An 18,812-nucleotide genomic window follows, 5' to 3' on the forward strand; every position below is an offset into this window, starting at 1 on the left:
CGCAGGTTAGTCGTCCTCTTCCTATATGAATAGATCTTCCGCGTTGCTCCTCGCTTTTGTCTTCCTCAGCGGCTGCCAGGCCTTGGCGCCCGTTTCGCCGGACGGTACGCCGTCGGTCGAAGACACCACGCCTGCGCCTGAAAAGCCCAAGGTTTACAGCTCGTTCAGCGAGGAAACCGTTTTCAGCCTGTTGAGCGCCGAACTCGCCGGCCAGCGCAATCGTTTCGACATTGCCCTGGATAACTACGTGACCCAGGCCATCAACACCCAGGATCCGGGCGTCTCCGAGCGTGCGTTCCGTATCGCCGAATATCTGGGCGCTGATCAACCGGCCCTCGATACCGCGCTGATCTGGGCGAAAAACGCCCCGGACGACCTCGAAGCGCAACGCGCCGCCGCCGTGCAACTGGCGCGCGCCGGGCGTTATGACGACTCGATGGTCTATATGGAGAAAGTCCTGCAGGGCAAGGGCGATACCCATTTCGACTTCCTCGCGCTGTCGGCCGCCGATACCGATCAGGAAACCCGTAACGGCCTGATGAAAAGTTTCGACCGTTTGTTGCAGCGCCATCCGAACAACAGCCAGCTGATTTTCGGCAAGGCCCTGTTGTTGCAACAGGACGGCGACAACAAAGCCGCACTGGCCTTGCTCGAAGACCATCCGCCGGAGGAAGGCGAGATTGCGCCGATTCTGCTGCGCGCACGTCTGCTGCAATTGCTGAACCGTGGCGACGAAGCGCTGCCCCTGCTGCAAAAAAGCATCAAGAAGTACCCGGACGACAAGCGCCTGCGCCTGACTTACGCGCGCATGCTGGTTGAGCAAGACCGCATGGACGACGCCAAGGCCGAGTTTTCCAGTCTGGTTCAGCAATACCCGGAAGACGACGAACTGCGTTACTCGCTGGCTCTGGTCTGCCTGGAAGCCAAGGCCTGGGACGAGGCCAAGGGTTATCTGGAAGATTTGATCGCCCGCGAAAGTCACGTCGATTCAGCGCACCTGAACCTCGGTCGCATCGCTGAAGAGCGCAACGACCCGCAAGGCGCCCTTATCGAATACGCCCAGGTTGGCCCGGGCAATGATTATCTGCCGGCGCAATTGCGTCAGGCCGATATTCTGATGAACAACGGCAAGACCGCTGAAGCGCAGAGCAAACTCGCCGCCCAGCGCGACGAGCAACCGGATTACGCGATTCAGCTCTATCTGATCGAATCGGAAACCCTGTCGGCCAACAAACAGGACGACAAGGCCTGGAAAGTCTTGCAACACGCCTTGCAGCAATACCCGGACGACCTGAATCTGCTCTACACCCGGGCGATGCTCGCGGAAAAACGCAATGATCTGGCACAGATGGAAAAAGACCTGCGCCTGATCATCAAGCGCGATCCGGACAACGCCATGGCACTTAACGCGCTCGGCTACACCTTGTCCGACCGCACCACTCGCTACGCTGAAGCGAAAGCGCTGATCGAACAGGCGCACCAGATCAATCCGGAAGACCCAGCCGTACTCGACAGCCTCGGCTGGGTGAATTACCGCATGGGCAATCTGGATGACGCCGAGAAATATCTGCGTCAGGCGCTGGAGCGCTTCCCTGATCACGAAGTCGCTGCGCACCTCGGTGAAGTCTTGTGGACCAAGGGCAACCAGCGTGAAGCCAAACAAATCTGGGGCAAATTCCTCAAGGATCAGCCCGACAGCACCATTCTGCGCAGCACCATCAAGCGCCTGACCGGATCCGAGACTCTTTAACCCATGTTTTTGCGCCACGTTATTGTTTTCAGCTTCATCGCCCTGCTCGCCGGCTGCTCGGGTTTTGGTACCCGCGAATCGGTCGAGGGCCACGGCAGTCCGGCTCAATGGGCCGCTAACAAACAACAGCTGACCGGCCTTGATGGCTGGCAGATCGACGGCAAGATTGGCATCCGCGCACCGAAAGATTCCGGTAGCGGCACACTGTTCTGGCTGCAACGTCAGGATTACTACGACATTCGTTTGTCCGGCCCGCTGGGTCGTGGCGCCGCACGCCTGACCGGGCGTCCGGGCAAAGTGTCGCTGGAAGTCGCCAATCAGGGGCGCTACGAATCGCAGTCCCCGGAAGCCCTGCTCGAAGAACAGCTTGGCTGGAAACTGCCGGTTTCGAATCTGGCCTGGTGGGTGCGTGGCCTGCCGGCTCCGGACAGCAAAAGTCGCCTGAATCTGGACGCCAACAGCCGCCTGGCCAACCTGGAACAGGATGGCTGGAAGGTCGAATACACCGCTTACACCGAACAAAACGGTTACTGGTTGCCCGAGCGCATCAAACTGCACGGCACTGACCTCGACGTGACGCTGGTGATCAAGACCTGGCAACCGCGCAAGTTGGGGCAGTAACCCATGACCGCTGCACGCCTGACCCTGCCGTCGCCGGCCAAACTCAACCTGATGCTGCACATTCTCGGTCGCCGTGAAGACGGCTATCACGAATTGCAGACGCTGTTTCAGTTTGTCGATTACGGCGATGAAATCACTTTTGCCGTGCGTGATGACGGCGTGATTCAGTTGCACACCGAGTTCGCCGGCGTGCCGCATGACAGCAACCTGATCGTGCGTGCAGCAAAAATGCTCCAGCAACAGTCCGGTTGCTCGCTCGGCATCGATATCTGGATTGATAAAGTCCTGCCCATGGGCGGCGGAATTGGTGGCGGCAGTTCGAATGCGGCGACGACTTTGCTCGGCCTGAATCATTTGTGGCAGTTGGGTTGGGATGAAGATCGCCTGGCCGCACTGGGCCTTTCGCTGGGGGCCGACGTACCGGTTTTCGTCCGTGGCCATGCGGCGTTTGCCGAGGGCGTGGGCGAGAAACTCACCCCCATGGATCCCGAAGAACCGTGGTATCTGGTGCTCGTGCCGCAAGTCTCTGTAAGTACGGCAGAAATTTTTTCCGATCCTTTGTTGACACGTAACACGCCGCCCATTAAAGTGCGCCCCGTTCCCGAGGGAAACAGTCGAAATGACTGCTTGCCGGTGGTTGCAAGGCGTTATCCAGAAGTACGTAACGCATTGGATTTGTTAGGTAAATTTACCGAAGCAAAGCTCACCGGAACTGGAAGTTGTGTGTTTGGGGGCTTCCCAAGCAAAGCTGAAGCTGATAAAGTCTCGGCCCTTCTGACAGAGACCCTTACAGGGTTTGTAGCCAAAGGCAGCAACGTTTCGATGTTGCACCGCAAGCTGCAAAGTCTGCTCTAAAGGAACCAAGTGCACGGCACTTGATGCAACAGATACAGGGGCGTCGCCAAGCGGTAAGGCAGCAGGTTTTGATCCTGCCATGCGTTGGTTCGAATCCAGCCGCCCCTGCCATTTTCTATACTCATCCAGGTTACCCTCAGCCTCTAGGTACTGCGCGTGTCCAAGATGATGGTCTTTACGGGGAATGCTAACCCCGATCTGGCTCGGCGTGTTGTACGTCAGCTGCATATCCCTCTCGGTGACATCTCTGTCGGTAAGTTCTCCGACGGCGAAATTACTGCCGAGATCAATGAAAACGTTCGCGGTAAAGACGTTTTCATTATTCAGCCGACTTGCGCCCCGACCAACGATAACCTGATGGAACTGGTAGTGATGGCTGATGCCTTCCGCCGCTCCTCGGCTACTCGTATCACTGCTGTTATTCCTTATTTTGGTTATGCCCGTCAGGATCGCCGTCCGCGTTCCGCACGTGTGGCTATCAGCGCGAAAGTCGTTGCTGACATGCTCACCGTAGTCGGCATCGACCGTGTTCTCACGGTTGATCTGCATGCTGACCAGATTCAGGGTTTCTTCGATATTCCGGTAGATAACATCTACGGCTCCCCGGTTCTGGTGGATGACATTGAAGATCAGCGCTTCGAAAACCTGATGATCGTATCCCCGGACATTGGTGGCGTCGTGCGTGCACGTGCCGTTGCCAAATCCCTGGGCGTGGATCTCGGGATCATCGACAAACGCCGTGAGAAAGCCAATCACTCTGAAGTGATGCATATCATCGGTGATGTCGAAGGGCGTACCTGCATTCTGGTCGATGACATGGTCGATACCGCCGGCACTCTGTGCCACGCGGCCAAGGCCCTGAAAGAGCATGGCGCAGCCAAGGTCTTTGCCTACTGCACACACCCTGTGCTGTCGGGTCGGGCCATCGAGAATATCGAAAATTCCGTGCTGGACGAGCTGGTGGTGACTAACACCATCCCGCTGTCCGCTGCAGCACAAGCCTGTGCACGTATCCGTCAACTGGATATCGCACCGGTTGTTGCCGAAGCGGTTCGCCGCATCAGCAATGAAGAATCGATCAGCGCGATGTTCCGTTAAGGGCCCTGCCCTTCTCGAAATGTCTCGTTGACGAAAAGCGCCCCGCCCCGGCATTCCTGCCGGGGCGGGGCTTTTTTGCCCATACCGTGTTCGGCGCTGGTCGCAAACGCCACTCGGTCATGGCTATTTTGGAGATACAAAATGAACGATTTTACTCTGAATGCTGAAGTGCGTTCCGACCTGGGGAAAGGTGCGAGCCGCCGCCTGCGTCGTCTCGCCGCTCTGGTTCCAGCTGTTGTTTACGGTGGCGAAAAAGCCCCTGAATCCATCAGCATGCTGGCCAAAGAAGTTGCCAAACTGCTCGAAAACGAAGCTGCCTACAGCCACGTTATCGAACTGAACGTTGGCGGCAAAAAGCAGAACGTCATCATCAAAGCTCTGCAACGTCACCCATCCAAGGGTCACGTTCTGCACGCTGACTTCGTACGCGTCGTAGCCGGTCAGAAACTGACCGCTATCGTGCCTGTGCACTTTGTTGGTGAAGAAGCTCCGATCAAGAAAGGCGGCGAGATCTCGCACGTCCTGAACGAAATCGAAGTAACTTGCCTGCCGAAAGATCTGCCTGAGTTCATCGAAGTCGACCTGTCGGCTCTGGAAATCGGCGCAATCGTCCACCTGTCCGACATCAAAGCCCCTAAAGGCGTTGAGTTCGTTGCACTGGCTCACGGTGACGACAAAGCTGTTGCAAACGTACACGCTCCACGCGTTGCTCCAGAAGCTACCGAAGAAGGCGCAGCAGAGTAATTCACTCTGTTTAGCCTGAGTGAGCAAGTAACATCGCGGACTGGAACGTAGCGAGAAAGCGGGCGAGAACGCGGAGTTTACATCCATGGTAAATGAGCATTTTTCGTCCACTTTCGCCGCTTTGCCTGATCACGGCGATGTTACTCACCACTCAAAGGAAGGGCCCCTATCGTGACTGCCATCAAACTGATCGTTGGCCTGGGAAATCCAGGCGCCGAATACGACCAGACCCGGCATAACGCAGGGGCCCTTTTTGTTGAGCGCATCGCCCACGCACAGAATGTGAATCTTGTGGCCGATCGCAAATATTTCGGCCTGACCGGGCGCTATTCGCATCAGGGTCAGGATGTTCGTCTGCTGATTCCCACCACCTACATGAACCGCAGCGGCCAGGCCGTGGCGGCACTCGCCGGTTTCTTCCGCATCAAGCCTGAAGAAATTCTGGTGGCGCATGACGAACTCGACTTGCCTCCGGGCGTTGCCAAGCTCAAGCAGGGCGGCGGCCATGGCGGTCACAACGGGTTGCGCGACATCATTGCGCAACTGGGCAATCAGAATACGTTCTACCGCCTGCGGCTTGGCATTGGCCACCCGGGCGTCGCCAGTATGGTTTCAAATTTCGTCCTGGGTCGTGCGCCACGCGCCGAACAGGAAAAACTCGATGCCAGCATCGACTTTGCCCTCGGCGTGCTGCCGGATATCCTCGCCGGTGAATGGAACCGCGCGATGAAAAACCTGCACAGCCAGAAGGCCTGACTCTACTCCGAGGGGAAACACCATGGGATTCAATTGCGGCATCGTCGGCCTGCCTAACGTCGGCAAGTCCACCCTGTTCAACGCCCTGACCAAATCCGGTATCGCGGCCGAGAACTTCCCCTTCTGCACCATCGAGCCGAACAGCGGCATCGTGCCGATGCCGGATCCGCGCCTGGAAGCACTGGCGGCCATCGTCAATCCGAAGCGCATCCTGCCGACCACCATGGAATTCGTCGACATCGCAGGCCTGGTTGCCGGCGCCTCGAAAGGTGAAGGCCTGGGCAACAAGTTCCTGGCCAACATCCGTGAAACCGACGCAATCGCTCACGTCGTGCGCTGCTTCGAAGACGAAAACGTGATCCACGTGTCCAACAGCGTCGACCCGAAGCGCGACATCGAAATCATCGACCTGGAACTGATCTTCGCCGACCTCGACAGCTGCGAGAAGCAACTGCAAAAAGTCGCGCGTAACGCCAAGGGCGGTGACAAGGACGCCGTGGTTCAGAAGGCTCTGCTGGAGCAACTGATCGCGCACTTCACCGAAGCCAAGCCGGCACGCAGCCTGATGAAGAACATGAGCGCTGACGAAAAGGCAGTGATCAAGGGTTTCCACCTGCTGACCACCAAACCGGTCATGTACATTGCCAACGTCGCTGAAGACGGTTTCGAGAACAACCCGCACCTGGACGTGGTTCGTGCCATTGCCGAAGAAGAAGGCGCCATGGTCGTTCCGGTCTGCAACAAGATCGAAGCGGAAATCGCCGAACTGGATGACGGCGAAGAGAAGGACATGTTCCTTGAGGCCCTGGGCCTGGAAGAGCCTGGCCTGAACCGCGTGATCCGCGCCGGTTACGAAATGCTGCACCTGCAGACCTACTTCACCGCCGGTGTCGAAGAAGTCCGCGCCTGGACCGTCAAAGTCGGTGCCACCGCACCTCAGGCTGCTGGCGTGATCCACACCGACTTCGAGAAGGGCTTCATCCGCGCCGAAGTGATCGCCTACAACGACTTCATCCAGTACAAGGGCGAAGCCGGCACCAAAGAGGCCGGTAAATGGCGTCTGGAAGGCAAGGATTACATCGTCAAAGACGGCGACGTGATGCACTTCCGCTTCAACGTGTAAGCGTTACGCCCAAGAAAAAGCCGCGTTTGATACGCGGCTTTTTTGTGCCTGAAATATTTTCCGCCACACCACCAATCCCCTGTAGGAGTGAGCCTGCTCGCGATAGCGGAGTGTCAGTCAATTCAACCGTAACTGACACACCGCTATCGCGAGCAGGCTCACTCCTACAATGGGAAATGTGTGAATCAGGCCTTTTTGGTACGCGGCAAGAAGATTGCCAACACGCCAAACAACGGCAGGAAAGAGCAGAGGAAATACACGTACTCAATCCCGTGAATATCCGCCAGATGGCCGAGCAGCGCCGCGCCAATCCCGCCAAAACCAAACATCAAACCGAAGAACACCCCGGCAATCATCCCGACATTGCCCGGCACCAGTTCCTGCGCGTACACCACGATCGCCGAGAATGCCGAAGCCAGAATGAAGCCGATCACCACACTGAGAACAGTGGTCCAGAACAGATCGACGTGAGGCATCAGCAACGTGAACGGCGCCACACCGAGGATCGAGAACCAGATCACCGCCTTACGCCCGATCTTGTCGCCGATCGGCCCACCGAAGAACGTCCCCGCCGCCACCGCGCCCAAGAACAGGAACAGGTGCAGTTGCGAACTGGCCACCGACAGGTCGAACTTCTCAATCAGGTAGAACGTGAAATAGCTCGTGAGGCTGGCCATGTAGAAATACTTGGAGAACACCAACAGCCCCAGCACCACCAACGCACTGATCACCCTGCCCTTCGACAGCCCGTGAGTCGCTGCCTGACCGGCCTTGAGCTTGAACAGATTGAGGTGATGGGCGTACCAGCGACTGATGCGGTACAGCACGAACAGCGCAAACACCGCGAACAAGCCGAACCACGCCACATTGCCTTGGCCGAACGGAATAATGATCGCCGCCGCCAGCAACGGGCCGAAGGCCGAACCGGCGTTACCGCCGACCTGGAAGGTCGATTGCGCCAGACCAAAGCGTCCGCCCGAGGCGAGTCGTGCGATCCGCGAGGCTTCGGGGTGGAACGTCGAGGAACCGATACCGATGAGCGCCGCCGCCAGCAGAATCAACGGGAAACTGCCGACCATCGACATCATCACGATGCCAATCAACGTGCAAATCGAGCCCGCCGGCAACAGCCAGGGTTTCGGATGCCGATCGGTGTGATAACCGACCCACGGCTGCAACAAAGATGCGGTCAGCTGAAAGGTCAGAGTAATCAGCCCGACCTGAGTAAAGGTCAGGCCGTAATTGGCCTTGAGCATCGGGTAGATCGACGGCAGCACCGACTGGATCAGGTCGTTGATCAAATGCGCCAGCGCCACCGCGCCGATGATACGCATCACCAATGGGCTGCTTTGCGGAGCAGCGGGCGCCGAGGCAGCGGCGGTCTGAACGTTGCTGATAGCCATGAAAGTTTCCGGACAGCAGATGGGTGCACGCAGGCAGGTGCGTCAATGTGCCATTTTTCGGTGCGCCAGCGCCATCCCCTTAGCCAGCTAACTAACTGACTGGTCGTCGACTGCAAGGTGATAGCGCAACGCCATGGTCTGAATCTTGCCTTGCTTCATCCCTTGAACGCGGGCGCCTTACAAAGGCGACCGACAATGGGAAGTTTCGCTACAGAGCCGGCCTACAGAGCGGGCGAGAGTGAACTTTCGAGGCCTTTTAGCAGGGCACAACATCAACGTCGAACGACCGCGATGCACGCCAATGGTGCGTGGTGTCCAGAGGAGTCATGAGGCATGCAGGCTTTCCTTTCACCGGGGATCAAATTGCTGGGGCGGTTTGGCTTCGCAGGTAAATTCCAGTTGTTGTTTCTGCTGTTCATTCTGCCGTTGGCCGGCAGCCTGTTGATGATTGGCCAGGACTATCGCGACAAACTCAATCTGATTTCCGGCGAACGTGCCGGCGTGCGTCAGTTGCTCGCGCTGGATGCGCTGGACAACCTGCTCGCCGCCCAACGTGACCGCGCCGCCCGCTGGCGCGCCACGGAAACCAATCGCCAACCGACGCCGGCCACCCTCGCCGCCATGGGCGCATTCGACGCGGTGCAACCGGCGGTTCTGCAAGCCACCACCGATTTAGGCGCTGCGCTGAAAAATGAAGGCGCCGAGGGGGAAACACTCACCCGCTATCAAGCGCTGCAAACCGCGCTCAACGGCCTGGACTCGAAAAGCCTCAGCGGTGTCGGTTGGTGGCCGGACGGCTACGACCGTTTCACCAGCGCCCTCAGCGCCCTGCAAGCGTTGCGCGAGCAGATCGTCATGGACAATCGCCTGACGCTCGCACCGTGGCTGGAAACTTATCTGCTCACGCAGATCTCCACGCAACACGCCCCGGACCTGATCGAACGCGTTGGACGCCTTGCCGCCGTCGGCCAGGCCTCGGTCGTCTCCGGCCAATTCACCCTGCAAAGCCGTTTGCAGTTGCGCGACTTGCGCAGCCGCATCGGTGACGCCCGCGAGCAATTGGTCAAAACGGCCACGCTGCTCGAAGCACGCCTGCCGAAAGATCAGCAGAGCTGGGCCAGCCAATACCACGACAGCCTCAAAAACCTCGACAGCGGTCTGAAGGTGTTGGACGACGGCGTGTTCGGCGGCTCTATCAATCTCAAACCCGAAGAGTTCGAACGCAGCCTCGATGCGCTGCTGACCGACCTAGCCGCACTGCGCCAGCAATCGCTGGTGTCACTGGATCAGCGACTTGACGCTTACCACAGCTCAGCGATCCGCCAGTTCATCATCGTCGCGGCGATCTTCGGCTGCCTGCTGCTCGCGGCGTTGTACCTGTTTGTCTGCCTGCAAGCCTCGATCCGCCGCAGCGCCAGCGGCATCACCCTGCTCGCCGAAGCCCTGCGCGATGGCAACCTCAGTCTCCAAGTACCGGTGGAGGGCCGCGATGAGCTGGCAGCGATCAGCACCGCACTCAACGTTGCCGTGGTGCAACTGCGGGCGAGCATGCTCGGTGTCGATCACGAAACCTCGCAACTGAGCCATGCCGTGCGCAGCCTCAACGAACACTCCAGCGGCGCTCTCGGCGAAGTCGAGGCGCAGCAGTTGCAGATCAGCCAGATCGCCGCAGCTGCCACGCAGTTGGCCGCAACGTCGCAAGGCGTGGCGCAGAGTTGCGAACAGGCTTCCGGCAGCGCACAGCACACCCGGCGCATTGCCGCCGACAGCAGCCGCGATAGCCAGCGCACCACGGCGAGTATTCAGCAGCTCAATCAACGCCTGAACGACACCGCTGCAGCGCTGGGCCGGGTCAGCGAGCAAGGCCAGCAGATTCAATTGGTCGTCGACACCATTCGCGGCGTCGCCGAACAAACCAATCTGCTGGCGCTCAACGCAGCCATCGAGGCTGCTCGCGCGGGTGAACAGGGACGCGGTTTCGCTGTGGTGGCCGATGAAGTGCGCAGTCTGTCGCAACGTACACAGTCGTCCACCGCGCAGATCGCCGGTACGGTCGACAGCTTGCGCGCGACGGTCAACGAAGCCGTGAGTTTGATGGAAGCGGCGTGCGGCCAGGCGCAAACCGATGCCGAGTCGGTGACTGGTCTCGGTGAACGCCTGGGCGAAATCGCCAGCGCCGTGCAAAGCGTCACCGACACCCTGGCGCAGATCGCCACAGCGGTTGAAGAGCAAGCGAGTACCGCCGACGAAGTCAGCGGCAATATTCAACAGGTTGATCAGGCGGCCGTACGTTTGCTTGAAGGCGCACGGGCGGTGAATCTGGCGGCGGACACCCTGAGCCAGGGCAGCAAAGCGCTGAGTGACAACACCGCACGCTTCCGCCTCAGTTGATCACCGCCTCAGGGAAGTCCGTTTCCAGTTCAGCCTTGAGCCATTGAATAAACCACGCCACATCCGCCGAGAGTTCGGCGGACGGCGTCAGCACCCGATAACTCTCAAGCTTCACCTGAGCGTCGACCGCGCGCACCAGTTTGCCGCTGGCCAGTTCATGGCGCACCAGTACCTCGTTGGCCAGCGCGATGCCCTGCCCGCTCTCGGCGACCGACAGCGCGTGATCGTTGTTGACGTAGAGCATGTCGGAATTGAGGTGGATATCGAGGTCATGGGCGGCGAACCAGAGGTTCCACCATTCGCCGTCATCGACGTGGATCAGATCGTTTCTGACCAGATCAGCCGGGCTGTTGATCGGTGCGATGCTGGCCAGATACGCCGGCGTGCAGATCGGAAAAACTCGTGGGCAAATCAGCGCTTCCCGTGAGTCGGCATATTGCCCGTCGAGGCCGTAGACGATGCCCAGATCGGCGCTCTTGCCATCGACTTCGGTAAAAGTGGAGTTCGGCTCGATCGCCAGTTTCAATCCCGGGCGCAGATGCCGCAGCGCTTCGATCCGAGGCATCAACCAGCGTTTGGCGAAACCCGGCACCACCATGATCCGCAGCCAGCGCTCGGTATCTTTCGGCCGAGCTTCCTTACCCGCCTCGATGATCAACTGCAAAGCGGCGCTGATCTTGCGATGGTACTTCTCCCCCGCTGGCGTCAGGTTGACTCCGCGCGAGGTGCGCTCGAACAATTGAATGCCCAGCCAGTCCTCGAGCAATTTCACGTGGCGGCCAATCGCAGGCTGGGTCACGTGCAGGGCTTTCGAGGCTTCGACATAGCTGCCCAAACGGGCAGCGGCATCAAAGGCGCGCACCGCGTTGAGCGGCGGCAAACGGTGGTCGGGCATGATTCCTGGCACCTTCGGCTGTTAAATTTACTAACACCTGCCATGTTTAAATTGAAGTGTCGCGCCGCGCAACCCCTGGCTGATAATCGAGCCACAGCAGAACAAAAAAACAGCTGGTTTCACACCCGAACGCAATCTCGATCCTGCCCAAAAAAATAATATCCATGGCCCGACGGCAACGCTTTGCAAAGCGAGTCTCAGGCGATGGGGGAATCGGAGGTAACGCATGAATGCTCTGCATTCGCTGCAAACGCTGGCGGTCTCGATCCGCTCGGTGCGCAAGGTTTACGGTGATCCGCAGACCGGTCCGGTGGCGCTGAAAAGCATCGACCTGGACATCCGCGACAACGAATTCTTCACCCTTCTCGGCCCTTCCGGCTGCGGCAAGACCACGCTGCTGCGGATGATCGCCGGTTTCGAATTTCCCACCGAAGGCGAGATCCTGCTCTACGGCGAAAACATCGCTGATCGCCCGCCGTTCCAGCGTCCGGTCAACACGGTGTTCCAGCATTACGCGCTGTTCCCGCACATGACCATCGCCGAGAATCTGGCCTTCGGCCTCGAATCGCACCCAATGGGCAAAGTCCTCAGCAAGGCGCAAATCGCCGAGCGCGTGCGCGAGATGTTGGCGCTGGTGCAGATGGAGCGCTTCGCCAATCGCAAACCGGCGCAACTGTCTGGCGGTCAGCAGCAACGTGTCGCCCTCGCCCGCGCTTTGGCACCGCATCCGAAAGTGCTGCTGCTCGATGAGCCACTGTCGGCACTCGACCTCAAGCTGCGTCAGGCGATGCGCGAAGAGTTGAAAACCATCCAGGCCAAGACCGGCATTACCTTCATCTTCGTCACCCACGACCAGGAAGAAGCGCTGACCATGTCCGACCGCATTGCCGTGCTCTCCGAAGGCGAAGTGCAGCAGGTCGGAAGCCCGGAAGACATCTACGAACGGCCGCGCAATCGCTTCGTCGCCGATTTCATCGGCGAAACCAATTTCATTGAAGGCACTGTCACTCGTGTGGAAGACGGTCAGGCGTGGTTCGCCGGCCCGGCAGGTCATCCGCTGCCCGCGCAACAGTGCAGCGATGTGCAGGTCGGCGCCAACGTCACCTTGTCGGTACGTCCCGAGCGCCTGCACTTGGTGGCAGCCGCAACGGACAACGCGCTGCCGTGCCGGATCGAAGCGCAGATCTATCTCGGCACCGATCTGCAATATCAGGTCAGCCTCAGCGACGGTTCGCGCCTCACCGTGCGTACGCCCAATTGCGTCGATCAAAGCCTGCGCTTTGCCGTCGGCTCTCAGGCCGGTCTGTTGTTCGACCGTGGAAGCGCCAGCGTCCTGCACGACTGAGCCGGAGGAATTGCCATGCACGCCTTACCGATTGCCAACACGCTGGAACGCCGCAAGGCTTTCCAGAGTTTCCTCGGGGTCAGCCCGGCGCTGATCGCCATCGGCCTGTTTCTGCTGGTGCCGATTCTGATCGTCATCGGCTATTCGCTGATGGAGGCCAACCCCTACGGCGGGGTCAACAAAGTCTTCAGCAGCGACGCCTATACCTCACTGCTGTTCGAGCGGCAACTGGACGACAGCCTCGCGTTTGCCGACTCGTATTTGATCATCGCCCTGCGCTCGATCGGCATTGCCGGGCTGACCACGATCATCACGTTGTTGATCGGTTTTCCGGTGGCTGTGTGGCTGGCCATGCAACCGGCGCATCGCCGTGGCTTGCTGATCTTTCTGATCACCGTGCCGTTCTGGGCCAACCTGCTGATCCGCACTTACGCGTGGATTCTGCTGCTGCGCAACACCGGGGTGATCAACAACAGCCTGATGGGCATGGGCGTTATCCACGAACCGTTGCAGTTGCTCTACACCGACGGCGCGGTGCTGCTGGGGCTGGTTTACACCTATGCGCCATTCGTGGTTTTGCCGATCTACGCGACGCTGGAAAAGATGGACATCCGCCTGCTCGAAGCCGCGCAGGATCTCTACGCCGGACGCATACGCACCTTGCGCAAAGTGGTTTTGCCCATCGCCAAACCGGGAATTCTCGCCGGCGCGATCCTCACTTTTGTACCGTGCCTGGGCGCGATGATCGCCCCGGAACTGCTCGGTGGCGGCACGCGAATGATGCTCGGCAACCTGATCTTCCGGCAGTTCAGCGATGCGCGTAACTGGCCGTTTGGTGCAGCGTTGTCGCTGGTGCTGATGGCCGCCGTGATGCTGGTGCTGACCGTGTATGCCCTGCGCGCCGAGCGCCAGCGCATCGCCAAAGGAGGTGCGTGATGCTTGCATTATTCAAACGCAAAGGCCCGGGCGTGCAGGACTTCCCCGGTTTCGGCGGCTTCAGTTTTCTATTCTATCTGTACCTGTATGCGCCGATCGTGGTGCTGGTGGTGTTCTCCTTCAATGCCAACCAATCGGCGACGGTGTGGACCGGATTCAGCCTCGATTGGTATCGCGCCGCGTTCGCCAATCAGGCCCTGCGCCAGGCCGCTGGCAACAGCCTATTGATCGCCGTCTGCGCAAGCATGATCGCCACGGTGATTGCCACCCTCGCCGCCCTCGGCACCTCGCGCGGCGCCAAGTTCAAGGGCCTGCACTTGTCGATGGGCGCGATCATGTTGCCACTGGTGTTGCCGGAAATTGTCGTCGGTGTGGCGACGCTCGCATTGTTCTCGACCATCGGTCTGTCGCTGGGTTACGGCAACCTGATCATCGCGCACACGGTGTTCTGCATTCCCTTCGCCTACCTGCCGATTCGGGCACGACTGAACGACATGGACCTGTCGCTGGAACAAGCCTCCGCCGACCTCTACGCCGGCCCGTGGCGCACCTTTCGCAAAGTCACTTTGCCGCTGCTGATGCCGGGGATTTTCTCCGGGCTGATGCTGGCCTTCATCGTCTCGCTGGATAACTTCGTGATCTCGATGATGGTCTCGCAGGCCGGCACGACGACCCTGCCGATCTTCATTTTCGGCCTGCTACGGATGGGCGTGACACCCGACGTCAACGCCGTGTCGACGCTGATCCTCGGCGTCTCGGTGCTGTTCGTCAGCCTCTCTTACCTGTTGGGCAAAAAGAACGCCTGAACCTTCTACGACCTGTGGGGAAATAGCATGAGCAAGTGGATAAAAAGCGTTGGCACTTCGTTGTTTCTGACTGTGCCGCTGGCGATGATGGGCAGTGTTCAGGCCGCCGAGAAACTCAACGTAGTGAGCTGGAGCGGCTACTTTTCGCCGGAGATTCTCGCCAAGTTCCAGAAGCAGACCGGCATCGAGGTCACCGTCGATTCCTATGACTCCAACGAGACGCTGCTGGCGAAACTGAAACAGGGCGGCGCCGGTTATGACGTGGCGATTCCGTCGCACCAGTTCGTGCCGATCCTGATCAAGGAAAACCTGCTGGAACGCTTCGACCCGGTCAAGGAACCCTACTACGCCAGCGTTGTGGATAACTTGAAAAAACCGAGTTGGGACCCGGAGGGCGCGTATTCGGTGCCGTTCATTTGGGGCACCACCAGCGTCGTGTTGGACTCCGCGCGCTACAAAGGCCCGGCTGACAGTTACAAGGTTTTGTATGAGCCGCCAGCCGAATTGCAGGGGCGCATCAACATGTTCGACTCGGTCAGCGACATGGTCGACATGGCCAGCCTCTATCTGAACATTCCGCTGTGCAGCGAAGACCCGAAACAGATGCAGCAAGTGCTGACTTTGCTCAAGGCACAGAAGCCGTTCGTGAAAACCTACAGCTCCAAGGCCGGCTCGATTCGCGAGAACCTTGCCTCCGGTGAAATCGACATGTCGATGTTCTGGGGCGGTTCGTCGATGCGTGCCCGCGAGATGAAACCGACGCTGAAATACCTCTACCCGAAAGAAGGCGTGCTGGCCTGGGTCGACAATATGGTCATCCCTACCGGCAGCAAGAATCCGGCGAATGCCAAGGCGTTCATCGCCTTCCTCAGCCAGCCGGAAAACTCGGCGATGACGCAGAACTTCCTCAAGCACCAGAGCCCGATCAAAGGCGTCGAACCGTTCCTCGACGCGGCGCTCAAGGATGCGCCGGAATTGCACATTCCCGAGGGCACTAACGTGGTGTTCAGCAAGACTTGCGGCGAGGGTGCGATCCGCCTCGCTGACCGTCTGTGGACCAACCTGATGCGTTGATCGTTACCGCCCCGTCGCACAGGCGGGGCGCTTTTCCAGCCGTCTCAAAGGCCGCTTGCAATGAACTCTAATAAAATCAGCGAACTGGTCCTGTTGCAGGCCCACGAGCTCGCCGAACGCATCCGCCTGCGCCAGGTTTCCTGTCGGGAAGTGATGCAGACTTACCTTGCCCATATCGAACGTTTCAACCCGCTGGTCAATGCGTTGATCAGCCTGCAATCACCGGAACAACTGCTGGCTCAGGCCGATGAGCGCGATGCCGAACTGGCGCGCGGCGAGTACCGTGGCTGGATGCATGGCTTGCCTCATGCGATCAAGGATCTATCACTGACCCAAGGCATCCGCACCACATTGGGGTCGCCGCTGTACAAGGACTTTGTGCCTGAGCGCGACGGCATCATGGTCGAGCGGATCAAGGCAGCCGGCGCAATCATCATCGGCAAGACCAACACCCCGGAATTCGGCCTCGGTTCGCAGAGTTATAACCCGTTGTTTGGTGCGACCGCTTGCGCGTATGACCCGAGCAAAACCGCAGGCGGCAGCAGTGGCGGTGCGGCGGCGGCGCTGGCGATGCATCTGGTGCCGGTGGCGGATGGCAGCGACATGATGGGCTCGCTGCGCAACCCGGCGGCGTTCAACAACATCTTTGGTTTTCGTCCGTCACAGGGTCGTGTGCCGTTTGATGACAGTGCCGATCTGTTTTTCGATCAGCTCGGTTACGAAGGGCCAATGGCGCGCAGTGTGAAAGATGCGGCGCTGCTGTTGTCGGTGCAGGCTGGCGGTGATGCTCGGGCGCCGCTGTCCATCGCTGAATCCGGTGAGGCGTTTGCGGCGCCGCTGGAGCGTGATTTCAAAGGCACGCGGTTGGGTTGGTTGGGCGACTTCAACGGTTATCTGCCGATGGAGAACGGCGTTCTGTCGCTGTGTGAGAAGACCTTTGCCGACTTTGAAAGCTTCGGCTGCCACGTTGAGTCCGTTCAGCCGGATTTCGCGCCTGAGCGGCTGTGGAGCAGTTGGCGGACGTTGCGGCACTGGATGGTCGCGGGGTCGCTTGGCGCGACGTATGCCGATCCGCAGAAACGCGCATTGCTGAAACCGGAGGCGATCTGGGAAGTGGAAAACGGTTTGAAGCTATCGGCCAGCGAAGTGTTCGCCGCCTCCGTGGTGCGCAGCGATTGGTATCGGGCGATTTCTCGGCTGTTCGAAAAGTACGATTACCTGCTGCTGCCCAGCGCCCAAGTGTTCCCTTTCGATAAAACCCAGCCGTGGCCAACGTCTATCGAAGGCGTGGCGATGGATACCTATCACCGCTGGATGGAGGTGGTCATCCCCGGCACGTTGTCGGGTTGCCCGGTCGCCAATGTTCAGGCGGGGTTCAATTCGGACGGTTTACCGATGGGGCTGCAAATCATCGGCAAGCACCAGGCCGACTTCGCTGTCCTGCAATTGGCGCACGCGTATGAGCAGGCCAGCCGCTGGTTCCAACGCTGCCCTTCGCCGCTGCTGAGGCAGTGATTTTGATAAACGGTTGAAAGCGTAGAAAAAATTTTTAAATTTACGCTTGACGCTTTTCCATTTCAGGGGAATAATGCGCGCCACTTGGCTACATAGCTCAGTTGGTTAGAGCATAGCATTCATAATGCTGGGGTCCGGGGTTCAAGTCCCTGTGTAGCCACCAAGTACTAAAAACGGCTTACCGAAAGGTAGGCCGTTTTTTTATGCTTCGAGAAAAGTGCGATTTCGTGATGGGGGATTTCTCCCCTCATCTGGTTTTCAGCCTGTCAGCGCCGCCAACCCTTTCACCCAGATCTGCCGCGTGCGCAAACCGACCATTGCCCGCCAGTCCGGATCAGCCGGATAAAACTGCTCCAGCAGATTCAACTTGATCCCCCGCCCCGTCGCATCCAGCGGATCACCATGCAAATGCAGCCACTGGTCATCACGCAAATGCCGATGCACATCCGGCCCCGGATACGTCCCGCACTCGATCACGAACGGCATCAACTGCACGTCCGGTAAAGCATTGAGCAACGCCTGTGAGGTGTACCCCGTAGCCGTCGCCGCCACACCCGTTTCGCTCAAGGTGTCGGCGCCGGTGTGCAGGGTGTAAAGCCAAGGGCCATAAATTGCCTGGGCTTGCGCGAGTGCCGGGTAAGGCGCCTGGGTGATGGTCAGTAACATCGGATGACCGTACTCGCCGGCGCCGGTGTGCAGGTCAAAACACATCACGGTTTCAGCGCCAGCCAGATGCGTTTTGATGATTTGGTGCAGCGTGCGATTCGACCAGCTCGGCGCGCGGCCGCCGTAAAACAGGCCGTCGGGATGGCTGTGCTGACCACCCTCGACAATCGACATCACCGCCGGCCAGCCGTGTTCGTTGATTTGCGCATCGAGCAAGGCATCCGCACGTTGGCGCTCGGGGCCGTGCAAATCGGTGCAGGCGTAGATTTCATGCAGTGCCGCGTACGCGCGGTTATCCGGTAAGGGTCCTGTGAAATCGAGGTGATTGCGGTTGAGGTCGATGTTGTCTTCGTTGACCCGGCGTAACCACGCCGTACCCCATGGGTTGATCAGGTGCACCATCACCACTGCGACATCCTTGGGCAGCGATCCGGGTGCGAAGGTTTTCAGCCATTCGATCTGGCAATCCGAGCCGTAATAGCCCTCGACTCCGTGGGTACCGCTGAGCGCTACCAGCCGGCGCTTGGCCAGCGGATCGCCGAGCACGGCGACGTCGGTGCTCAGCGGTTCGCCGAATGGCCCGCAGCGTGGATGTGCGTAGGAGGTGAGCGCGGCACCGGCGGCATTGGCGGCGGCGATGAACTGTTCGCGTTGATCGTGGTAGCTGGATTTGGTGGGGAACTCGCTGTGCATGCCTGGCCTCTTGTGATTTTTATGCCTTTACCTGTAGGAGTGAGCCTGCTCGCGATAGCGGTGGTTCAGTCAACACTGATGTTGGCCGTAATGCCGCTATCGCGAGCAGGCTCACTCCTACAGGGGATGTTGGTGCTCCAT

General features: G+C 59.2%; 16 protein-coding genes and 2 tRNA genes. 15 read left to right on the plus strand and 3 right to left on the minus strand.

What is annotated here, in order from left to right:
• Nucleotides 1-25: 25 nt before the first annotated feature.
• From AB4N74_RS18920 to ychF, 8 genes are all read left to right on the plus strand, one after another.
• Nucleotides 26-1,750: a tetratricopeptide repeat protein gene (locus AB4N74_RS18920; RefSeq protein WP_093441433.1), complete on the plus strand. Its 1,725-nt coding sequence runs from the start codon at nt 26-28 to the stop codon at nt 1,748-1,750.
• Between the two features lie 3 nt (nt 1,751-1,753).
• Complete coding sequence (gene lolB, locus AB4N74_RS18925; protein ID WP_038360912.1) at nt 1,754-2,371, plus strand: lipoprotein insertase outer membrane protein LolB; 618 nt, start codon at nt 1,754-1,756, stop codon at nt 2,369-2,371.
• Between the two features lie 3 nt (nt 2,372-2,374).
• Nucleotides 2,375-3,226, plus strand: a complete 852-nt coding sequence (gene ispE, locus AB4N74_RS18930) for a 4-(cytidine 5'-diphospho)-2-C-methyl-D-erythritol kinase (protein WP_460096912.1) — start codon at nt 2,375-2,377, stop codon at nt 3,224-3,226.
• A 36-nt stretch (nt 3,227-3,262) separates the two neighbouring features.
• Nucleotides 3,263-3,337, plus strand: a tRNA-Gln gene (locus tag AB4N74_RS18935).
• A 45-nt stretch (nt 3,338-3,382) separates the two neighbouring features.
• A complete protein-coding gene (locus AB4N74_RS18940) occupies nt 3,383-4,324 on the plus strand; it encodes a ribose-phosphate pyrophosphokinase (protein ID WP_003171603.1) in 942 nt (313 codons plus the stop codon).
• A 141-nt stretch (nt 4,325-4,465) separates the two neighbouring features.
• Nucleotides 4,466-5,068, plus strand: a complete 603-nt coding sequence (locus AB4N74_RS18945; RefSeq protein WP_093441442.1) for a 50S ribosomal protein L25/general stress protein Ctc — start codon at nt 4,466-4,468, stop codon at nt 5,066-5,068.
• A gap of 171 nt (nt 5,069-5,239) precedes the next feature.
• Nucleotides 5,240-5,824 carry an aminoacyl-tRNA hydrolase gene (gene pth, locus AB4N74_RS18950; protein WP_008079560.1) on the plus strand — a complete coding sequence of 195 codons (585 nt, stop codon included), beginning with the start codon at nt 5,240-5,242 and terminating at the stop codon, nt 5,822-5,824.
• 22 nt (nt 5,825-5,846) lie between these two features.
• Nucleotides 5,847-6,947 (plus strand): redox-regulated ATPase YchF, encoded by a 1,101-nt coding sequence (ychF, locus tag AB4N74_RS18955; protein ID WP_007912904.1) that lies wholly within the window; start codon nt 5,847-5,849, stop codon nt 6,945-6,947.
• Nucleotides 6,948-7,132: 185 nt separating this feature from the next.
• Here the strand turns inward: ychF and AB4N74_RS18960 are convergent, their stop codons facing one another.
• A complete protein-coding gene (locus AB4N74_RS18960; protein WP_460096914.1) occupies nt 7,133-8,350 on the minus strand; it encodes an MFS transporter in 1,218 nt (405 codons plus the stop codon).
• A 333-nt stretch (nt 8,351-8,683) separates the two neighbouring features.
• On the opposite strand from AB4N74_RS18960, the gene AB4N74_RS18965 reads away from it, so the two are divergent.
• Entirely contained in the window at nt 8,684-10,741 is a 2,058-nt protein-coding gene (locus AB4N74_RS18965) for a methyl-accepting chemotaxis protein (protein WP_460096916.1), read from the plus strand.
• On the opposite strand, the gene AB4N74_RS18970 is transcribed toward AB4N74_RS18965, so the two are convergent.
• Nucleotides 10,734-11,636: a LysR substrate-binding domain-containing protein gene (locus AB4N74_RS18970; protein ID WP_093441458.1), complete on the minus strand. Its 903-nt coding sequence runs from the start codon at nt 11,634-11,636 to the stop codon at nt 10,734-10,736. The genes AB4N74_RS18965 and AB4N74_RS18970 overlap by 8 nt on opposite strands.
• Before the next feature lie 226 nt (nt 11,637-11,862).
• Here AB4N74_RS18970 and AB4N74_RS18975 point away from each other — a divergent pair, with 226 nt between their 5' ends.
• The 6 genes from AB4N74_RS18975 to AB4N74_RS19000 all read left to right on the plus strand — a co-directional run bounded on the left by AB4N74_RS18975 (nt 11,863) and on the right by AB4N74_RS19000 (nt 17,475).
• Nucleotides 11,863-12,981 carry an ABC transporter ATP-binding protein gene (locus tag AB4N74_RS18975; protein ID WP_460096918.1) on the plus strand — a complete coding sequence of 373 codons (1,119 nt, stop codon included), beginning with the start codon at nt 11,863-11,865 and terminating at the stop codon, nt 12,979-12,981.
• Between the two features lie 15 nt (nt 12,982-12,996).
• The gene (locus AB4N74_RS18980) at nt 12,997-13,917 is read left to right on the plus strand and encodes an ABC transporter permease (protein ID WP_064120432.1); all 921 of its coding nucleotides are present in this window, start codon (nt 12,997-12,999) and stop codon (nt 13,915-13,917) included.
• Nucleotides 13,917-14,723 carry an ABC transporter permease gene (locus tag AB4N74_RS18985; protein ID WP_093441465.1) on the plus strand — a complete coding sequence of 269 codons (807 nt, stop codon included), beginning with the start codon at nt 13,917-13,919 and terminating at the stop codon, nt 14,721-14,723. The genes AB4N74_RS18980 and AB4N74_RS18985 overlap by 1 nt, the downstream gene beginning before the upstream one ends.
• Nucleotides 14,724-14,750: 27 nt before the next feature.
• Nucleotides 14,751-15,797, plus strand: a complete 1,047-nt coding sequence (locus AB4N74_RS18990) for an ABC transporter substrate-binding protein (RefSeq protein ID WP_093441473.1) — start codon at nt 14,751-14,753, stop codon at nt 15,795-15,797.
• Nucleotides 15,798-15,857: 60 nt separating this feature from the next.
• On the plus strand, nt 15,858-17,312 hold the full coding sequence (locus AB4N74_RS18995) for an amidase (protein WP_460088984.1): 1,455 nt from the start codon (nt 15,858-15,860) through the stop codon (nt 17,310-17,312).
• An 86-nt stretch (nt 17,313-17,398) separates the two neighbouring features.
• Nucleotides 17,399-17,475: transfer RNA gene (locus tag AB4N74_RS19000), tRNA-Met, on the plus strand.
• Nucleotides 17,476-17,570: 95 nt separating this feature from the next.
• Here the strand turns inward: AB4N74_RS19000 and AB4N74_RS19005 are convergent.
• Nucleotides 17,571-18,671: a DUF2817 domain-containing protein gene (locus tag AB4N74_RS19005; RefSeq protein ID WP_460096920.1), complete on the minus strand. Its 1,101-nt coding sequence runs from the start codon at nt 18,669-18,671 to the stop codon at nt 17,571-17,573.
• Between the last annotated feature and the right edge of the window lie 141 nt (nt 18,672-18,812).

The organism is Pseudomonas sp. H3_C08 (assembly GCF_054669455.1).

Bases quoted from the DNA above. Each gene is read 5' to 3' on its own strand.
- AB4N74_RS18920 (WP_093441433.1), top strand. From the start codon at position 26: ATGAATAGATCTTCCGCGTTGCTCCTCGCTTTTGTCTTCCTCAGCGGC.
- lolB (WP_038360912.1), top strand. From the start codon at position 1,754: ATGTTTTTGCGCCACGTTATTGTTTTCAGCTTCATCGCCCTGCTCGCC.
- ispE (WP_460096912.1), top strand. From the start codon at position 2,375: ATGACCGCTGCACGCCTGACCCTGCCGTCGCCGGCCAAACTCAACCTG.
- AB4N74_RS18945 (WP_093441442.1), top strand. From the start codon at position 4,466: ATGAACGATTTTACTCTGAATGCTGAAGTGCGTTCCGACCTGGGGAAA.
- ychF (WP_007912904.1), top strand. From the start codon at position 5,847: ATGGGATTCAATTGCGGCATCGTCGGCCTGCCTAACGTCGGCAAGTCC.
- AB4N74_RS18960 (WP_460096914.1), bottom strand. From the start codon at position 8,350: ATGGCTATCAGCAACGTTCAGACCGCCGCTGCCTCGGCGCCCGCTGCT.
- AB4N74_RS18965 (WP_460096916.1), top strand. From the start codon at position 8,684: ATGCAGGCTTTCCTTTCACCGGGGATCAAATTGCTGGGGCGGTTTGGC.
- AB4N74_RS18970 (WP_093441458.1), bottom strand. From the start codon at position 11,636: ATGCCCGACCACCGTTTGCCGCCGCTCAACGCGGTGCGCGCCTTTGAT.
- AB4N74_RS18975 (WP_460096918.1), top strand. From the start codon at position 11,863: ATGAATGCTCTGCATTCGCTGCAAACGCTGGCGGTCTCGATCCGCTCG.
- AB4N74_RS18980 (WP_064120432.1), top strand. From the start codon at position 12,997: ATGCACGCCTTACCGATTGCCAACACGCTGGAACGCCGCAAGGCTTTC.
- AB4N74_RS18985 (WP_093441465.1), top strand. From the start codon at position 13,917: ATGCTTGCATTATTCAAACGCAAAGGCCCGGGCGTGCAGGACTTCCCC.
- AB4N74_RS18990 (WP_093441473.1), top strand. From the start codon at position 14,751: ATGAGCAAGTGGATAAAAAGCGTTGGCACTTCGTTGTTTCTGACTGTG.
- AB4N74_RS18995 (WP_460088984.1), top strand. From the start codon at position 15,858: ATGAACTCTAATAAAATCAGCGAACTGGTCCTGTTGCAGGCCCACGAG.
- AB4N74_RS19005 (WP_460096920.1), bottom strand. From the start codon at position 18,671: ATGCACAGCGAGTTCCCCACCAAATCCAGCTACCACGATCAACGCGAA.